Annotated in this window: 12 protein-coding genes; 4 read left to right on the top strand and 8 right to left on the bottom strand. The window is 54.6% G+C overall.

Annotated elements, in window-relative coordinates:
- Positions 1-297 precede the first annotated feature (297 nt).
- Positions 298-504, top strand: coding sequence for a DUF1107 domain-containing protein (locus tag AL479_RS05975; protein WP_004857160.1), 207 nt, complete (start codon positions 298-300; stop codon positions 502-504).
- Positions 505-566: 62 nt separating this feature from the next.
- On the opposite strand, the gene AL479_RS05970 is transcribed toward AL479_RS05975, so the two are convergent.
- The 7 genes from AL479_RS05970 to AL479_RS05940 form a co-directional block, all read right to left on the bottom strand.
- Positions 567-1595 carry a hypothetical protein gene (locus AL479_RS05970; RefSeq protein ID WP_061075428.1) on the bottom strand — a complete coding sequence of 343 codons (1029 nt, stop codon included), beginning with the start codon at positions 1593-1595 and terminating at the stop codon, positions 567-569.
- 203 nt (positions 1596-1798) lie between these two features.
- Complete coding sequence (locus AL479_RS05965) at positions 1799-3136, bottom strand: hemolysin family protein (protein ID WP_061075427.1); 1338 nt, start codon at positions 3134-3136, stop codon at positions 1799-1801.
- Positions 3137-3278: 142 nt separating this feature from the next.
- Entirely contained in the window at positions 3279-4823 is a 1545-nt protein-coding gene (locus AL479_RS05960) for an MFS transporter (RefSeq protein ID WP_061075426.1), read from the bottom strand.
- 69 nt (positions 4824-4892) lie between these two features.
- Complete coding sequence (locus tag AL479_RS05955; RefSeq protein ID WP_105291727.1) at positions 4893-5915, bottom strand: Gfo/Idh/MocA family protein; 1023 nt, start codon at positions 5913-5915, stop codon at positions 4893-4895.
- Positions 5916-5926: 11 nt separating this feature from the next.
- The gene (locus AL479_RS05950; protein WP_061075425.1) at positions 5927-6994 is read right to left on the bottom strand and encodes a Gfo/Idh/MocA family protein; all 1068 of its coding nucleotides are present in this window, start codon (positions 6992-6994) and stop codon (positions 5927-5929) included.
- A complete protein-coding gene (locus AL479_RS05945) occupies positions 6991-8175 on the bottom strand; it encodes a Gfo/Idh/MocA family protein (RefSeq protein ID WP_061075424.1) in 1185 nt (394 codons plus the stop codon). Before AL479_RS05945 ends, AL479_RS05950 begins: the two co-directional genes overlap by 4 nt.
- 15 nt (positions 8176-8190) lie before the next feature.
- Entirely contained in the window at positions 8191-9345 is a 1155-nt protein-coding gene (locus AL479_RS05940; protein WP_061075423.1) for a Gfo/Idh/MocA family protein, read from the bottom strand.
- Between the two features lie 190 nt (positions 9346-9535).
- On the opposite strand from AL479_RS05940, the gene AL479_RS05935 reads away from it, so the two are divergent.
- A complete protein-coding gene (locus AL479_RS05935) occupies positions 9536-10591 on the top strand; it encodes a LacI family DNA-binding transcriptional regulator (protein WP_061075422.1) in 1056 nt (351 codons plus the stop codon).
- Positions 10592-10593: 2 nt separating this feature from the next.
- On the opposite strand, the gene msrA is transcribed toward AL479_RS05935, so the two are convergent.
- The gene (gene msrA, locus AL479_RS05930) at positions 10594-11232 is read right to left on the bottom strand and encodes a peptide-methionine (S)-S-oxide reductase MsrA (RefSeq protein ID WP_061075421.1); all 639 of its coding nucleotides are present in this window, start codon (positions 11230-11232) and stop codon (positions 10594-10596) included.
- Between the two features lie 214 nt (positions 11233-11446).
- Here msrA and tamA point away from each other — a divergent pair, with 214 nt between their 5' ends.
- Both tamA and tamB read left to right on the top strand, forming a co-directional pair.
- Positions 11447-13180 (top strand): autotransporter assembly complex protein TamA, encoded by a 1734-nt coding sequence (tamA, locus tag AL479_RS05925; RefSeq protein WP_061075420.1) that lies wholly within the window; start codon positions 11447-11449, stop codon positions 13178-13180.
- Positions 13177-16953 (top strand): autotransporter assembly complex protein TamB, encoded by a 3777-nt coding sequence (tamB, locus tag AL479_RS05920; RefSeq protein WP_061075419.1) that lies wholly within the window; start codon positions 13177-13179, stop codon positions 16951-16953. Before tamA ends, tamB begins: the two co-directional genes overlap by 4 nt.

Here is a 16953-nt window from a genome sequence, read left to right as displayed (position 1 = left end):
TGATCCGACCACTTGGGTCTGATTTTTAATCATATGTGCGAATGATGCTTTTTCCCGCAAGAGTGATGCCAGTTTGCGGACGGGCGCACAAATCCTGCGAAAAACGAAGGCTTATACTGAGGAGCGCACCCTGATTCAGAGATGATTCTGATTAACTGTAATGAAAAGGTAAATAAACTTATACGCGCTGGAAACATCGTACAGATAGTCTATAGTCAAATGGCATTAAATTTTGCGCCTTAGAACGGTTGGACCGATTGTGGAACCACAAGGGCGTGACTTAAGCAGGAGATAACAATGAAAATTTTCCAACGGTACAACCCACTGCAAGTGGCGAAGTACGTGAAGATCCTGTTCCGTGGACGGTTATATATCAAGGACGTTGGCGCTTTTGAGTTTGATAAGGGCAAGATTCTTATCCCAAAAGTGAAGGATAAACAGCATCTGTCTGTGATGTCCGAAGTTAACCGTCAGGTTCTGCGTCTGCAAACTGAGATGGCTTAACCAAAGTGCTATGCAGTAGTTTAAAAAACGGCTCCCACTGGGAGCCGTTGATGTTTGTAGGGCTACGAGTGGGTCGTGCTACCGCCAACCTTTGCTTCCAGCTCTTTACTGACCCTGTCCAGTACGTCGGGGACGAAGCGTTCGGAAAAACCGCAGGCGATAGACAGCAGGATGTATTCAGCAATATCTTTTTTGGTCTCAAACCGTAAACCATAAAGCAACGACATGGCGGTGCCGGGGCTGCTTTTCGTACCGCAACCACACGCTTCACCCAATTGTTGAATTTTCGGCAGGACGTCAATGCTAACGCTATCAACGGTGAAATTCGTATCCTGTAGCATGACGAGGAGGAGTAATAACACAAACGGGGCGAGCGTTCCTAAAACGATAGAGAGAAAGATCCCCCATTTACCGTTAACCAGTTTTAGCAGTAAATCTTCCCGATCAATCCCATCCATGTTTTCTTCAGCGATGCCCTGGATGCGCCGGACAATGCTGATAATTGCGCCAAAATAACCTGCACAAATACTCGCAATCACCAGCATTGCCGCATCACTCGTAAGCGCGAGCCGGGAATGGGCTTCCATCGAATTGGTCACAACGGTAAACGCAAAGGAGAGTGCTGACACCGCAAACATGATTAGCAGTAGTGTAATAAACAGCATTTTATATTTTGCGATTACTTTCTCTTTGTTATCAAGGAAATGGTAGAGTTTATGCAATAACCCGGAAATAAAAAGCGTCTCTTTTCTCAGGATTTCTTCATCGGCAATGGCCGTTTCTCCATCCTTGTTGTAGATATATTTCTCAGATTCCTTCGGTAATACCTCTTTATAGCGAAAAATGAGCTGCAGGTAATACTTATCCAGGCAGTCTTTGGGCGCGATACTGATTAACTTTTTCTCGATGTAGCAGAGGTCTTCAAGCGTATCGTTATGGCTCAGGAAGCGAGCTTTAATTTCTTTAATATCATCAATATTCAGGCCAGAGGAGGGCGTTTTTAGCGCCGTGAGTTCAACCAGTTGCAGCAATTGATTAATTTTAAATCTGAACTCATCAATAATAACGTTATCGTGATTACAGAACGCCATAATGATTTCCTCTTAACAGGAATGTTAAGTGATTTTTGGCGAGCTTGTTTCATTCATCACTGATTAATTATTCGTATTTTAATCATGATTTTTGCAATAATTTGCTGGCGATGATTGCGGTTTTGATTTTACATCAATGGGTTAGCGCAAGAAGGGATAAGGAATTTTGATGAGGGGCAACAGGGTTGTTGCCCCGACGATCATCAGGATGTGCTTTCTTCTTTTGCGTCCGGCAGCTTCGGTACCAGTACGCTGGGTTTGCTGTCCAGGCGGGTCACCAGCAGCTGATCGATACGGTAGTTATCGATATCCACCACTTCGAATTTGTAGCCCGAGAACTTCACGGAATCGGTCCGTTTCGGGATTTTACGCAGCATGAACATCATAAAGCCGCCAATCGTTTCGTAGTTGCCCGACTGCGGGAACTCATCGATATCCAGCACGCGCATCACGTCATCGATCGGCGTACCGCCGTCAATCAGCCAGGAGTTCTCGTCGCGCGCCACAATCTGCTCTTCCAGGCCCTGGCCGACCAGATCGCCCATCAGCGTGGTCATTACATCATTCAGCGTGATGATCCCCACGACCAGCGCGTATTCGTTCATGATCACCGCGAAGTCTTCACCGGCGGTTTTGAAGCTTTCCAGCGCTTCAGAAAGGGTCAGCGTATCCGGAACAATCAGAGTGTTACGAATTTGCACGCCGCTGTTCAGCGCCATGCTCTGATTCGCCAGAACACGATTCAGTAAATCTTTCGAGTCAACGTAACCAATGATGTGGTCAATATCTTCGTTACAGACAAGGAACTTGGAGTGCGGATGTTCCGCCACTTTGTTTTTCAGGCTCTGCTCGTCTTCATGCAGATCGAACCAGATCACGCTTTCACGCGGCGTCATGGAGGATGGCACGGTGCGCGATTCCAGCTCGAACACGTTCTCAATCAGCTCATGTTCCTGTTTACGCAACACACCTGCGAGCGCGCCGGCTTCCACTACGGCATAAATATCATCAGACGTGATGTCATCCTTGCGCACCATTGGCAATTTGAAGATGCGAAAGATCACGTTCGCCAACCCGTTGAAGAACCACACCAGCGGCGTGAAAACAAACAGACAGAAGCGCATCGGGTTGATGATACGCAAAGCCACAGCTTCTGGCGCAATCATACCGATGCGTTTCGGGGTTAAGTCCGCGAAAAGGATAAACATACCGGTGACCAGCGAGAAGGAGAGAATAAAGCTCAACTGCTCAGAGAGTTCCGGCGACATATAGCGAGAAAATAACGTGTTAAAAGCGGGGGAAAATGCGGCGTCACCCACGATACCGCCAAGAATGGCGACCGCGTTCAGACCGATTTGCACTACCGTGAAGAACATCCCCGGATTTTCCTGCATTTTCAACACGCGTTGCGCATTGAGATTGCCTTCATCGGCCAGCAGTTTGAGTTTAATTTTACGTGAGGCGGCAAGTGAGATCTCGGATATCGAGAAGAACGCACTCACAGCGATCAGGCAAAGAATAATGAAAATACTGTTTAACATATCTTATCCGGCGTCACGCCAGATCCTCGGAAGGGAAGTTGATAAATCCATGTGGTATAGCTTAATGAAAACCGGCTCGTAGAGGTGAGCCGGTAAGTTCAGGGGCTAGTATAGCGTAAGGGACTGTAAAGCCGCCAGAGGCTTAATTTTCAGCGGTAGCCGTTCGCCTCTTATCGCGTGTGTCCGGCGTGGCGTCCCAGATTTCATCGTAGGCGAAGCCTGTGAGTGACTTAATGACGGCGCGGGTCTCTTCGTCGCAATCTTCACATTTACCGCCAAGTTTGCGGCGCGCCACCTCTTTAATCAGAATTTTGTGCGTCTTTTGCGTCAGTTTAAAGCGGAACGTGGTGTAAAAGCTGACGGCCAACAGGGCGGCGGTGGCAAATATCATCAGACCAATGATCGCGTGCAGCGCGCTGACGGGTTGCGAACCGCCGCCTTTAACAAAACCGCTCTCTTCCAACACCACGCCAATCAACATAATCGCCAGCGCGACGGTGCTTTTGCGGGTCAGCACCATCACCCCGGCAAAAATACCTTCCCGGCGCTGACGGGTGACGATCTCATCCACATCCGGAATAAAGCTGTAGATGTTCCACGGGATGTAATACAACCCGGCTTTTGCCAGGCCGAACAGGACAAATATCGCGGAAAAGAGCAGTGCCGGGAGTTGGATATCGCCCAGATAAAGGGTCAACAGACAGGCCAGAACAAAGAAAATGCTGCCATAGGAGAGGCGCAGCGCCGCGGAAGGCGTCATGTTGAGCTTATTCATCAATTGCATAAAGCCGAACGTGCCGGGGACTGAGACAAATGCGGCAATACTTAAAAGGCCAGAAACCGTTGCCGCATCCTGTTTTAATCCATAGACCACGTAATAGGTAAATACCGCGCCAAAGACATCCAGGGCGGTGAATGAACAAATATAGATAATAATGTGCTGGCGGAAAATACGCAGTTTAAAGGCGGAAAAGAGATCCACAACCAAATACTTCAGGTGATTAAATAATCCTGTACTGCGCTGTGTGTCCGGCGTGAATTCATATTCTTCTCGCACATCTTTTGCTTCCCAGGTTGTCGCCCAGGTGGTGAATACCGCAATACAATAGATAATCGCAAATACGATCCCGGTCAGGGTATAGGTCAATGAATTATCTTTACCCGTATATTGCATAATAATACCCGGAACGGAAACCGCTAAAAAACCGCCCAACTGTGAACACATCATGCGCACGCCGGAGAGGCGAGTTCGTTCGCTGAAGCGGTTGGTCATCTCTGCCGATAGCGTCTCCCAGGGAACCAGCACCATCGCTGAGAGCAACTCGATGGAAAGATACGTTCCAAGGTAATACCAGTAACTCATGTCGGTAATCCACACCAGCGCGTAGAGAAACATGAGCGGAGCACTGATCAATAAAAAGAAACGACGGCGGCCAAACTTTTTGCCCAGCCAGGTATTGCCAAAATTATCGGTAATATAACCCATCACTGGGCTTAATATTGCATCGATGATACGTGCAATCGCAAATATAGAACCGGCTTCCAGTACAGACAGTCCACAATAGGTGGTGTAAAAAAATAACAGCCAGGTGCCAATAACTGCGAATGCACCGCCACCAAATAAATCGGTTACGCCATAGCCAATCGCTACGCCGTAACCTACTCTACGTTCAGTAGGTTTCGCCATATCATTATTCCTGTAGGGTCACTTGATTGCCGGATTGCCTTATCCGGCCTGCATTCACTTTCTGCGGGTTTATTTCTCCAGAGTTATCCAGGTCCGTAATTGCGACGAACGATAAATAGCATCGACAATCTGCAATGATTTAGCGGCTTCGTGAATGTTGCATACGTTCCCGGTGGTGGGATGGTGGAGGGCGTAATAGAACTGACGGATCGCTTCACGATGGCCGACGCCCCAGTAACGTTTACCGCTGCCATCGGGGGCGGCGTCGCTTGCCAGCTTTTGCCGAGTCTCCCCGTTGATATGCCACAGCTCGCTTCCCTCAAGGAGCAACGTGCCTTTATCGCCGTGGATTTCCAGCTGTAGCGGTGAGTTGGTGGTGTGGCAGTTGCTGGCATAAAACAGTCCACGCGCGCCGTTGCGAAAGGCAAAAGTCGCCATGGCGCTGTCCTCACCGTCGATGGTACTGGCAAGCCAGGTGCTATCGACCACCCCCTTGACCCGCGTTGCGCCTTCGCCAAACCACTGCATCAGATCAAGCGTATGGATCGCCTGGTTGATCAGCAGACATCCGCCTTCGGTGGCTGATTTTCCGCGCCAGGGACTGGCAGTGTAATAACTACCGCCACGCGACCAGGTCAGCACCGCTTTCATTGCGAGCATCTTGCCGATGACGCCCTCCTGTAACTGTTGCTTCATGGCGAGGCTGGTGGGATTGAGCCGGTTTTGATAACAGATCCCCAGCTTGCCCCGCGCATGGGCGAGGGCCGTCTCGATTTCAGCCACGTCCAGCGCGCGCATCACCGCCGGTTTTTCGCAGAACACATGTTTTCCTGCCGCCAGCGCGGCAAGGATCATCGGTTTATGCAGATAGTGCGGCGTACAAATATGCACAACGTCGATCGCGTCATCCCAGAGCATTTCGCGGTAGTCATGATAAAAATGGCAATCATAAAGCGCCGCCAACTGCCGTCCTTTGTTGATGTCCGTTTCGGCAATTGCGCGCAGCCTGACGTTGGGTAACTGCTGCAGCGCCTCTGCGTGGATGGCATGGATCGCGCCACCGCCGATAATGGCGGCATTCACTGTGTTCATGGTGTCTCCCGTCACGCGCTTGCGTTTGCCTGCATCTGCGCCTTAACGCACAGTTCCGCTGCCTTAAAGGCGTGTTCCTGCGTCATGGCGTTTTCGGTGCGCTGGATACAGTCGAGGATGAGCTGACCAAAGTAGGGAAAGCCGACTTTGCCCGCGACGGGATAGCGGAATTCGCCCTCTTTGTTGACCAGATAGACCACATCCTGCTCACCGCGAGTGAGATCGACATATTTGCGGATTTCGATATAGCCCTCAGTGCCGAGCAGCGTCAGGCGGCCATCGCCCCAGGTCGAAAGACCACCCGGCGTAAACCAGTCACAGCGAAAGTAGCCCGTTGCGCCGTTGTCTCCCGCCAGCATCGCGTCACCAAAGTCTTCGAACTGTGGATACTGCGGGTGATTCACGTTGCGTACCTGGCTTGCCACAATGTGCGCATCGCTGTTGCCGGTATAGAACAGAAACTGCTCGATCTGGTGGCTGCCAATATCACAGAGAATGCCGCCGAAATAGCGTCGCTCGTAAAACCAGTCCGGGCGATCGCTGCCTTCACGGTGCGGACCGGTGCCAAGGGTTTGTATGACCCGGCCAATCGCGCCCTGCCTGATCAGCTCACCTGCGAAAACGGCGCTTTCCACATGCAGACGTTCGCTGTAGTAGACCGCGTATTTACGCCCGGTTTTTGCCACCATCGCTTTGGCGTCTTCCAGTTGTTCCAGCGTGGTTAACGGCGCTTTGTCGGTGAAATAGTCTTTCCCGGCGGCCATCACCTTCAGCCCCAGCGGACAACGTTCGGAAGGGATCGCCGCGCTGGCGACCAGGTCTATCGTTGCATCATTGAGGATCGTCTCCAGCGAATCGGCGACCTGTGCCTGCGGAAATTGCTGTAAAAAACGCGCCACTTTCGCTGGATCCGGGTCGTACACCCATTTCAGCGTCGCACCGGCCTCAGTCAACCCGTTGCACATGCCGTAGATATGGCCGTGATCGAGAGCCGCTGCGGCAATGATAAATTCGCCAGGCTTGACGACCGGCTGAGGTTTACTGGTCGGGGCGTAGTGCATTCCGTCATGCTTGTTCATTCTTCTGCTCCTGAATCTAAGTCTTTACCCAGCGGGATCGCACCGGCTTCAGCGAAATGGCTCACTGAGGTGGATTTCTGATAAAAATGCGGCGCGTTGTGCAGCAGGCCGCCCGTGCGATAAAACACATCGTCACGCTGAACAGGTAGCGTTACCACCGTACGGGTAATAGCCGATTTGTAGATAGCCGTGATCAGTTCCAGCGATCGTTTGCCCTGTTCGCCATCTACCAGCGGCGCGACCTGCTGTTCAATGGCGGTTAACACGTTGTCGATTTGCCCGGTATGCAGCGTCCATTGCAGAGCCGGGGTGGCGTGGAACTGCGCCGTCAGTCTGTTTTCGCGCGCATCATCGTTTTCTGCCTGTGGGAAACCATTGTCTGCGGACTGGCTGGCAAATACTTTCCACGGCGCGGAAATGCGCGCCTTCTCGCCCTGAATCACAATTTTCTGATCTTCACCGTGGTGCACCACGGAGGCCGTCAGTTGGGTCAGCGCGCCGTTGGGGTAGCGGAAGATAGCCGCGCTGAGATCTTCCACTTCCGCATTATCGTGGGCGACGTTGGTCATCATCGCGACGACTTCACGGGGAAAACCAAGCATCCACTGGATGGCGTCAATATGGTGCACTGCGTGGTTGAGCGTGCAGCCACCGCCTTCTTTCTCCCACGTCCCACGCCACCACAAGTCGTAGTAGCAGTGTCCGCGCCACCAGAAGGAATCCACCTGAGCGTGGCAAATCTTGCCCGCCAGGCCGGAATCCACTGCCGCTTTCAAACGCCAGAAGGCGTCGGTAAAACGGTTTTGCGCGATGACCGACAGGATTTTGCCGCTGGCCTGCTGTGCGGCAATCATCGCGTCGCACTCTTCCAGCGACGCTGCCATCGGTTTCTCGCAGAGGACATGTTTGCTGCGGTTCAGGGCCGCGATGGCAATTTCCGCGTGGACGTAAGGCGGCGTACAGACATCCACCAAATCAACCGCCATCGCGCTCTCCAGCATTGCCTGATGGCTGGAGTAAATTTGGGCGTCGTGTAGTCCGTAACGCGTTTTTTTCTCTACGGCTTTTTCGGGAAAAATATCCACCAGGGCGACAATCCGACAGCGTTCAGGAAATGCCTGATAGGCCTGAATGTGCTGATGAGAGATATTCCCCGTTCCGACAATCGCGATGTTCAGCATGATCACTCCCCGCCGTTACCAGGTTCCGGAGGCGTCCAGCGTGCGGCTGGCGACCGTTTTTTCGACCGATGACGCCACATGTTCCTGCAACAACTGGTAGTAGCGCTGCTCGTCAATCGGCAGCGAGACCCAGTCGTCGGTCCAGGTGGAGAGATGCATCGCATTGGATAGCGTCAGGCCGTGAATACCCTCCTGGCCGGGGGCGATGAGGGGTTCGCCATGCAGGATGGCCGCGGTGAAATTGCGGGTAATGACAACGTGTTCGCTGCACTCCGGAGCGGTGGGAATGGTCACTTCCCAGCACTCCGGCTCGCCGAAGCCGTTTTGCCAGCGGGCATTAAATTCCGTTTCGGACTCGCGTAACCGCCAAAAGCGCAGGCGACCCTCTTCGACGACCACTTTGCCGCGATCGCCGACAATTTCCAGACGGTTCGTGCCCGGCGCCTCGGCGGTGGTGGTGATGAAGACCCCTGTCGCTCCGTTCGCGTACTCGGCATACGCCGTCACCTCGTTTTCAACTTCAATCTGCCGATGCTTGCCGAACTGGCAGAAGGCGCGCATTCGCACGGGCATACCGACCAGCCACTGCCAGAGATCGAGCTGGTGCGGATCCTGGTTCAGCAATACACCGCCCCCTTCGCCTTTCCAGGTTGCGCGCCAGCCGCCGGAGTTGTAGTAGCTCTGTGAGCGATACCAGTTAGTGATGATCCAGTTAGAGCGGCGCAGTTCGCCGAGTTCGCCGCTGTCGATCAGGTCTTTCACCTTCTGATACAGCGGGTTAGGCCGCTGGTTGTACATCATGCTGAAGACCACGTCGCACTGGCGGGCGCAGGCGTTCATCTCTTTAACCTGCGCGGTGTAGACGCCAGCGGGTTTCTCACAGAGGGTGTGGATCCCCAGACGCATTGCCATGATGGATAGCTCTGGATGGTCGTAATGCGGCGTGGCGACGATGACGGCGTCGATCAGTCCGCTCTCCAGCATGGCGCGCGCGTCGCTGAACAGCGTCACGGAATCACCCACCAACTGGCGGATAGCAGCATGCTTAGCGGCGTTGTTGTCGCAGACGGCGGTCAGGCAGGCGTCATTTACGGTTTCTGCCAGCAGATAACGGGCGTGAACCGTACCGATGTTACCCACGCCAATAATGCCAAAACGTACTTTTTTCATGTCATGCCTTATTCAGGAGCAATGAGGGATAAGCGGAACATAAGAAACGCCTGGATGCCCGACAACGGGATTTTGTGAGAGCGCTTGCAGGACGAAAAATAAGTTAGCGAGCTAATTAAAAAGGTGTTTTAGAATCAATGAAGTACGTCTGCAAAAATTTGCAAAGATACATTGCGAGCGGGGTCACAGAATGCCGGGCAAGCTGAAAATGGATGAAATTGCCGCCTTAACGGGCTTCTCTGTGAGTACCGTTTCGCGGGTGCTGAGCGGAAAGGCCTACACCAGCGGCAAGGCGCGTGAGGCGATTGTGAAATGCGCACGACAACTGGGCGTGCTCGACTCGCTCGCCAGCGGGCGACTGTTGATTAACGGCATCGCCGTCTTTGCTCCGCAGCGCACGTTCACGCCGCAGGGGGATGCTTTTTACCTTGAAGTGACGCGCGGAATTGCAGAAGCGGTCGCTTCACACGATGTCTGGGTGAGCTATTGCGGTCTGGATGAGCAGCGCGCAGATATCAAAACCTTTCTGGAAAAGGCCAACCATAAAAACATCAATGCCATCATCCTGATCGGGATTGATGATCCGACGATCCATAAGCTGGCGCTGTCGCTGGAGAAGCCCTGTGTGCTGATCAACTCGCAGGATCGGGAAGGGCTGCTGGATTCGGTGTCGCCGGACCATCGGGCGATTGGTAACCGGGCGGCGCAGTATCTGTTCGAGCAGGGGCACCGTCGTATTCTTAACGTCACCAGTCTGCGGCGGGAGACGATGTACTGGCGACTGGAGGGCATCAAAGAGGTTTATCGTCAGTACCAGATCCCGTTTGACGCCCATTGCGATCTGCTGGTCACGGAAGGGTTTTCTGCCGAGGAGTCGGAGAAAGCAATAGGCGAATGGCTGCACGATACGCCGTGCCATGACTGGCCGGAAGTGATTTTCTGCGCAGGAGCGCCGATGTCCACCGGTATTCTGCGCGTACTGAACGCTCACGGGGTGCGCGTGCCTGAGGATATGTCACTGATGACCACCGGCGTACAGGAGCTGGACGCCCGCATCGTGGCGACGATGAGCTGTATTACCATCCCCTGTCGGGCGCTGGGCGTAGAGGCGGTGCATCTGCTGCAACACCGCCTGAACCGACCTTGCGCGCCGGTATTTAATCTGCTGCTGAAGGGGATGCTTTCACACAAGGGCACAGTTGCCAGCGCCACGCGGCATGCTGCCCGCGTGGCGGTGGAGCGTTGATGTTATGCGTCAGGGGGTAAACAGACGCCAATCCCGCCGATACCGCAGTAGCCGTACGGATTTTTGTGCAGATACTGCTGGTGGTCGTCCTCAGCGTAATAGAACGGCGTCGCGTTGCTGATTTCGGTGGTGATGGGACGGTCATCGCCTGCCGCGCGCATGGCGGCCTGGAAGCGCTCAAAACTGGCGCGAGCGGCGCTATCCTGTTCTGGCGTCAGCGGATAGATAGCCGAACGATACTGAGTGCCGTGGTCGTTGCCCTGTTGCATGCCCTGTGCCGGATCGTGGTTTTCCCAGAACACCTGCAGCAGTTGCTCATAACTGATGGCCGCCGGGTCGTACACCACGCGTACCGCTTCGGCGTGGCCCGTTTCACCGGAGCAGACTTCCCGGTAGGTGGGGTTGGGCGTATAGCCGCCGGTGTATCCTGCCGCAGTGCTGTAAACGCCAGGCAGTTGCCAGAACAACCGTTCAACCCCCCAGAAACAGCCCATCGCGAAAATGGCGATGTCCATCCCGTCGGGGACATTTGTCATCGAGTGTTCGTTGACGGCATGCAGCGTCGCCACGGGCATCGGGGTATTGCGCCCAGGTAGTGCATCTGACGGTGAAATCAGGTGCTTTTTATCAAATAGACTCATGGTGCCGTTCTCCCGAAAATCAGTAATTGGGGTTAAGGTTGTAACAAGACGCGTATTTGCACACAATAACCGTTATGAATGCGTCTACAGTAAACATAAGAAATATTTGGGTTGTCGTCTGTTTTTCAATCCCAGTTGTTGGGTTTTTGTTAAGCCGTGGATCGGCGTTATGATTTTTTTCCAGGGGTGGAAATAAGGGATTTCAGGAGAAAAAGTGCCACATATCCGTCAGTTATGCTGGGTGAGCCTGTTGTGTTTAAGCAGTTCTGCCTTTGCCGCGAACGTCCGTCTACAGGTCGAAGGGCTATCAGGAGAACTGGAGAAAAACGTCCGGGCACAACTCTCAACCATCCAGAGTGATGAAGTCACGCCGGACCGGCGCTTTCGTGCGCGCGTGGATGACGCCATCCGCGAAGGGTTAAAGGCGCTCGGTTATTACGAACCGACCATTGATTTCGACCTGCGTCCGCCTCCGGCGAAAGGGCGTCAGGTGCTGGTAGCCAAAGTGACGCCCGGTGAACCGGTGCGCATCGGTGGGACAGAAGTCATTTTACGCGGCGGCGCGCGTACCGACAGAGATTACCTGGATCTGCTGAAAACGCGTCCGGCAATCGGTACGGTGCTCGATCATGGGGATTATGACAGCTTCAAAAAGTCATTAACCAGCGTGGCGCTACGTAAAGGGTATTTCGACAGCGAATTTAATAAGAGCCAGTTGGGCATTGCGCTTGATCGCCATCAGGCGTTCTGGGATATCGATTACGACAGCGGTGAACGTTATCGCTTTGGTCACGTCTCCTTTGAAGGTTCGCAGATCCGCGAGGAGTACCTGCAAAATCTGGTGCCGTTTAAAGAGGGGGATGCGTACGAGTCGAAAGATCTTGGCGAACTGAACCGTCGGCTCTCGGCGACCGGCTGGTTTAACTCCGTGGTTGTGGCGCCCGAATTCGACAAAGCGCGGAAAACCAAAGTACTGCCGCTGAAGGGCGTGGTTTCACCGCGAACGGAAAACACCATTGAGACCGGGGTGGGTTATTCCACTGACGTGGGGCCGCGTGTGAAGACCACGTGGAAAAAGCCGTGGATGAACTCCTATGGCCACAGCCTGACGACCAGCGCCAGTATCTCGTCGCCTGAACAGCAGCTGGATTTCAGCTATAAAATGCCGCTGCTGAAGAACCCGCTGGAGCAGTACTATCTGGTGCAGGGCGGCTTTAAGCGTACCGATCTCAACGATACCGAACAGGACTCCACCACGCTTGCGGTTTCCCGCTACTGGGATCTTTCCAGCGGCTGGCAGCGCGCCATTAACCTGCGCTGGAGTCTCGACCACTTTACGCAGGGGCAGGTGACGAACACCACCATGCTGCTCTATCCCGGCGTGATGATCAGCCGCACCCGCTCGCGCGGCGGACTGATGCCTACCTGGGGCGATTCCCAGCGCTACTCTATTGATTATTCCAACACCGCCTGGGGCTCTGACGTCGACTTCTCGGTCTTTCAGGCGCAAAACGTCTGGATCCGTTCCCTGTACGATCGCCATCGCTTCGTCATGCGCGGTAATCTCGGTTGGATCGAAACCGGCGATTTTGACAAAGTGCCGCCTGATCTGCGTTTCTTCGCCGGGGGCGACCGCAGTATTCGTGGCTACAAATACAAATCTATCTCGCCAGAGTACAGTAATGGTGACCTGAAAGGGGCCTCAAAACTGGTCACCGGATCGCTGGAATACCAGTACAACGTCACCGGGAAATGGTGGGGGGCGATGTTTGTCGATAGCGGTGAAGCGGTCAGTGATATCCGCAAGAGTGATTTCAAAACCGGCGCCGGGGTGGGAGTACGCTGGCAGTCTCCGGTCGGGCCGATCAAGCTCGATTTTGCCGTGCCGGTCGGCGACAAAGATGAGCACGGTTTACAGTTTTACATCGGTCTGGGGCCTGAATTATGAGTTTATGGAAGAAGATAAGCCTCGGCGTACTGATTTTTATCCTGCTGTTGCTGGGAACGGTGGCGTTTCTGGTCGGAACCACAACCGGCCTGCATCTGGTCTTCAATGCGGCGAATCGCTGGGTACCGGGGCTGGAAATTGGTCAGGTCACCGGCGGCTGGCGCGATCTGTCGCTGAAAAATATCCGCTTTGACCAGCCTGGTGTGGCGGTTAACGCCGGGGAAGTGCATCTGGCGGTCGGGCTGAATTGCCTGTGGAACAGCAGTCTGTGCGTGAACGATCTGTCGCTCAAAGACATTAATGTGGCGATCGACAGTAAAAAGATGCCGCCTTCTGCGCCGGTCGAAGAAGAAGAGAGCGGCCCGCTGAATCTCTCCACGCCGTATCCGATCACGCTTTCCCGCGTAGCGTTGAATAACGTCAATATTAAAATCGATGACACCATCGTGTCAGTGATGGATTTTACCTCCGGCCTGCACTGGCAAGAGAAGGATCTGACCCTGAAACCCACGTCGTTGCAGGGATTGCTGATCGCGCTGCCGAAAGTGGCGGAGGTCGCTCAGGAAGAGGTGGTCGAGCCGAAGATCCAGAACCCGCAGCCGGATGAAAAACCGCTCGGTGAAACGCTGAAAGATCTGTTTTCGAAGCCGGTTCTGCCGGAGATGACGGACGTGCATCTGCCGCTCAATCTCAATATTGAAGCGTTTAAAGGCGAACAACTGCGCATCACCGGTGATACTGACCTGACGGTGCATAACCTGCTGCTGAAAGTGAGCAGCATCGACGGCAACATGAAGCTCGATGCGCTCGATATCGACTCCAGTCAGGGCACAGTGAATGCCAGCGGTACGGCCCAGTTGACCAATAACTGGCCGGTAGACATCACCCTGAACAGCACGCTGAACATGGACCCGCTGAAAGGCGAGAAGGTGAAGTTGAAGGTAGGCGGGGCGCTGCGTGAACAACTGGAAGTGGGAGTGAACCTTTCCGGGCCGGTGGATATGGACTTGCGTGCCCAGGCGCGTCTGGCGGAAGCCGGATTGCCGCTGAATCTGGAGGTGGTCAGTAAGCAGGTTTACTGGCCGTTTACCGGCGACAAACAGTTCCAGGCCGACGATATCAAACTCAAGCTCACCGGCAAGATGACGGACTACATGCTGTCGATGCGCACGGCGGTGAAAGGGCAGGATATCCCACCAGCGACCATCACGCTCGATGCGAAAGGCAACGAACAGCAAATTACTCTCGATAAACTCAGCGTGGCGGCGCTGGAAGGGAAAACCGAGCTGAAGGCGCTGGTGGACTGGCAGCAGGCGATCAGCTGGCGAGGCGAATTGACGCTCGACGGCATCAACACCGCGAAAGAGGTGCCGGACTGGCCGTCGACGCTTAATGGTCTGATTAAAACCCGCGGCAGCCTGTATGGCGGTAGCTGGCAGATGGACGTGCCGGAGCTGAAGCTGACCGGTAACGTTAAGCAGAACAAAGTAAACGTTAACGGGTCGCTGAAAGGCAACAGCTACATGCAGTGGACCATTCCGGGGCTGCATCTGGCGCTGGGGCCAAACAGCGCCGACGTGAAAGGCGAGCTGGGCGTTAAAGATCTCAATCTGGATGCGACCATCGACGCGCCGGGACTGGACAACGCGCTGCCGGGACTCGGCGGGACGGCGAAAGGGCGGGTCAACGTGCGCGGTACGGTTGACGCCCCGCAACTGCTGGCGGATATCACCGCCCGTGGGTTGCGCTGGCAGGAACTGTCCGTTGCGCAGGTACGCGTGGAAGGCGACATTAAATCGACCGACCAGATTGCTGGTAACCTCAACGTGCGGGTTGAACGCATTTCGCAACCCGACGTGAACATTAACCTCGTGACGCTGAATGCCAAAGGCAGCGAAAAGCAGCATGAACTGCAGCTGCGCGTTCAGGGCGAACCGGTCTCCGGTCAGCTTGATCTGGCGGGGAGTTTTGATCGTAAAGAAGAGCGCTGGAAAGGCTCGCTGAGCAATACCCGCTTCCAGACGCCGGTCGGGCCATTGACCCTGACTCGCGCCATCGCGCTGGACTATCGTAACAAAGAGCAGAAAATCAGCATCGGGCCACACTGCTGGGCCAACCCGAATGCTGAGCTGTGCGTGCCGCAAACCATCGATGCTGGTGCCGAAGGGCGGGCGGTGGTGAATCTCAACCGCTTTGATCTGGCGATGCTGAAACCGTTTATGCCGGAGGCGACGCAGGCCAGTGGCGTATTTACTGGCAAAGCGGACGTGTCGTGGGACACCACCAAAGAAGGGCTGCCGCAGGGTAATGTCACGCTCTCCGGGCGTAACGTGAAGGTGACGCAGACGGTGAACGACGCGCCGCTGCCGCTGGCGTTCGAAACCCTGAACGTGACAGCCGATCTGCGCAACAATCGTGCGGAACTGGGCTGGATGATCCGCCTGACCAATAACGGTCAGCTTGACGGACAGGTGCAGGTGACCGATCCGCAGGGACGTCGTAACCTGGGCGGCAACGTCAACATTCGCAACGTCAACCTCGCGATGGTGAACCCCATCTTCACGCGTGGTGAAAAGGCCGCAGGTATGCTGAGCGCCAATCTGCGTCTGGGCGGCGATGTACAGAGCCCGCAGATGTTTGGGCAACTGCAACTAAGCGGGCTGGATATCGACGGCAACTTTATGCCGTTTGATATGCAGCCGAGCCAACTGGCGATGAATTTCAACGGTACCCGCTCGACGCTTGCCGGGGTGATACGAACCCAGCAGGGGCAGATCAACCTGAGCGGCGACGCAGACTGGAGCCAGATCGACAACTGGCGCGCGCGCGTGGCGGCGAAAGGAAGCCGGGTGCGTATCACCGTGCCGCCGATGGTGCGACTGGATGTTTCTCCGGATGTGGTATTTGAAGCGACGCCGAGTCTGTTCACCCTCGACGGTCGGGTGGACGTGCCGTGGGCGCGTATTGTGGTTCATGACTTGCCAGAGAGCGCGGTGGGCGTCTCCAGCGATGAAGTGATGCTCAATAACGACCTGCAGCCTGAGAAGCCGCAGAGTGCCGGGATCCCGATCAACAGCAATCTGATTGTGCATGTCGGTAACAACGTGCGGATAGATGCGTTTGGTCTGAAAGCCCGTCTGACAGGCGATCTGAACGTGGTGCAGGATAAGCAAGGGCTGGGGCTGAACGGACAGATCAACATTCCGGAAGGCCGTTTCCACGCCTACGGTCAGGATCTGATTGTGCGGAAAGGCGAACTGTTGTTCTCGGGACCGCCGGACCAACCGTTGCTGAATATTGAAGCCATTCGTAACCCGGAAGCCACCGAAGATGAAGTGATTGCTGGCGTTCGCGTCACCGGAACGGCAGATGAACCGAAGGCTGAGATCTTCTCTGACCCGGCAATGTCGCAGCAGGAAGCGCTCTCTTATCTGTTGCGCGGCCAGGGGCTGAGCAGCGATCAGAGCGACAGCGCGGCGATGACCTCAATGCTTATTGGCCTGGGGGTTGCACAAAGTGGTCAGGTTGTGGGTAAAATCGGGGAGACATTTGGCGTAAGCAATCTGGCACTGGATACTCAGGGGGTGGGCGACTCCTCCCAGGTCGTCGTCAGCGGATACGTACTGCCAGGTCTGCAGGTGAAATATGGCGTGGGTATATTTGACTCACTGGCGACACTCACGTTACGTTATCGCCTGATGCCTAAGCTATATCTGGAAGCCGTGTCTGGCGTAGATCAGGCACTGGATTTGCTCTATCAGTTTGAGTTTTAG

The organism is Citrobacter amalonaticus (assembly GCF_001559075.2).
In the GTDB taxonomy this organism is placed as follows: Bacteria; Pseudomonadota; Gammaproteobacteria; order Enterobacterales; family Enterobacteriaceae; genus Citrobacter_A; species Citrobacter_A amalonaticus_F.
The sequence above is the reverse complement of the archived record's forward strand: the minus strand, read 5'-3'. Positions and strand labels throughout refer to the sequence as shown.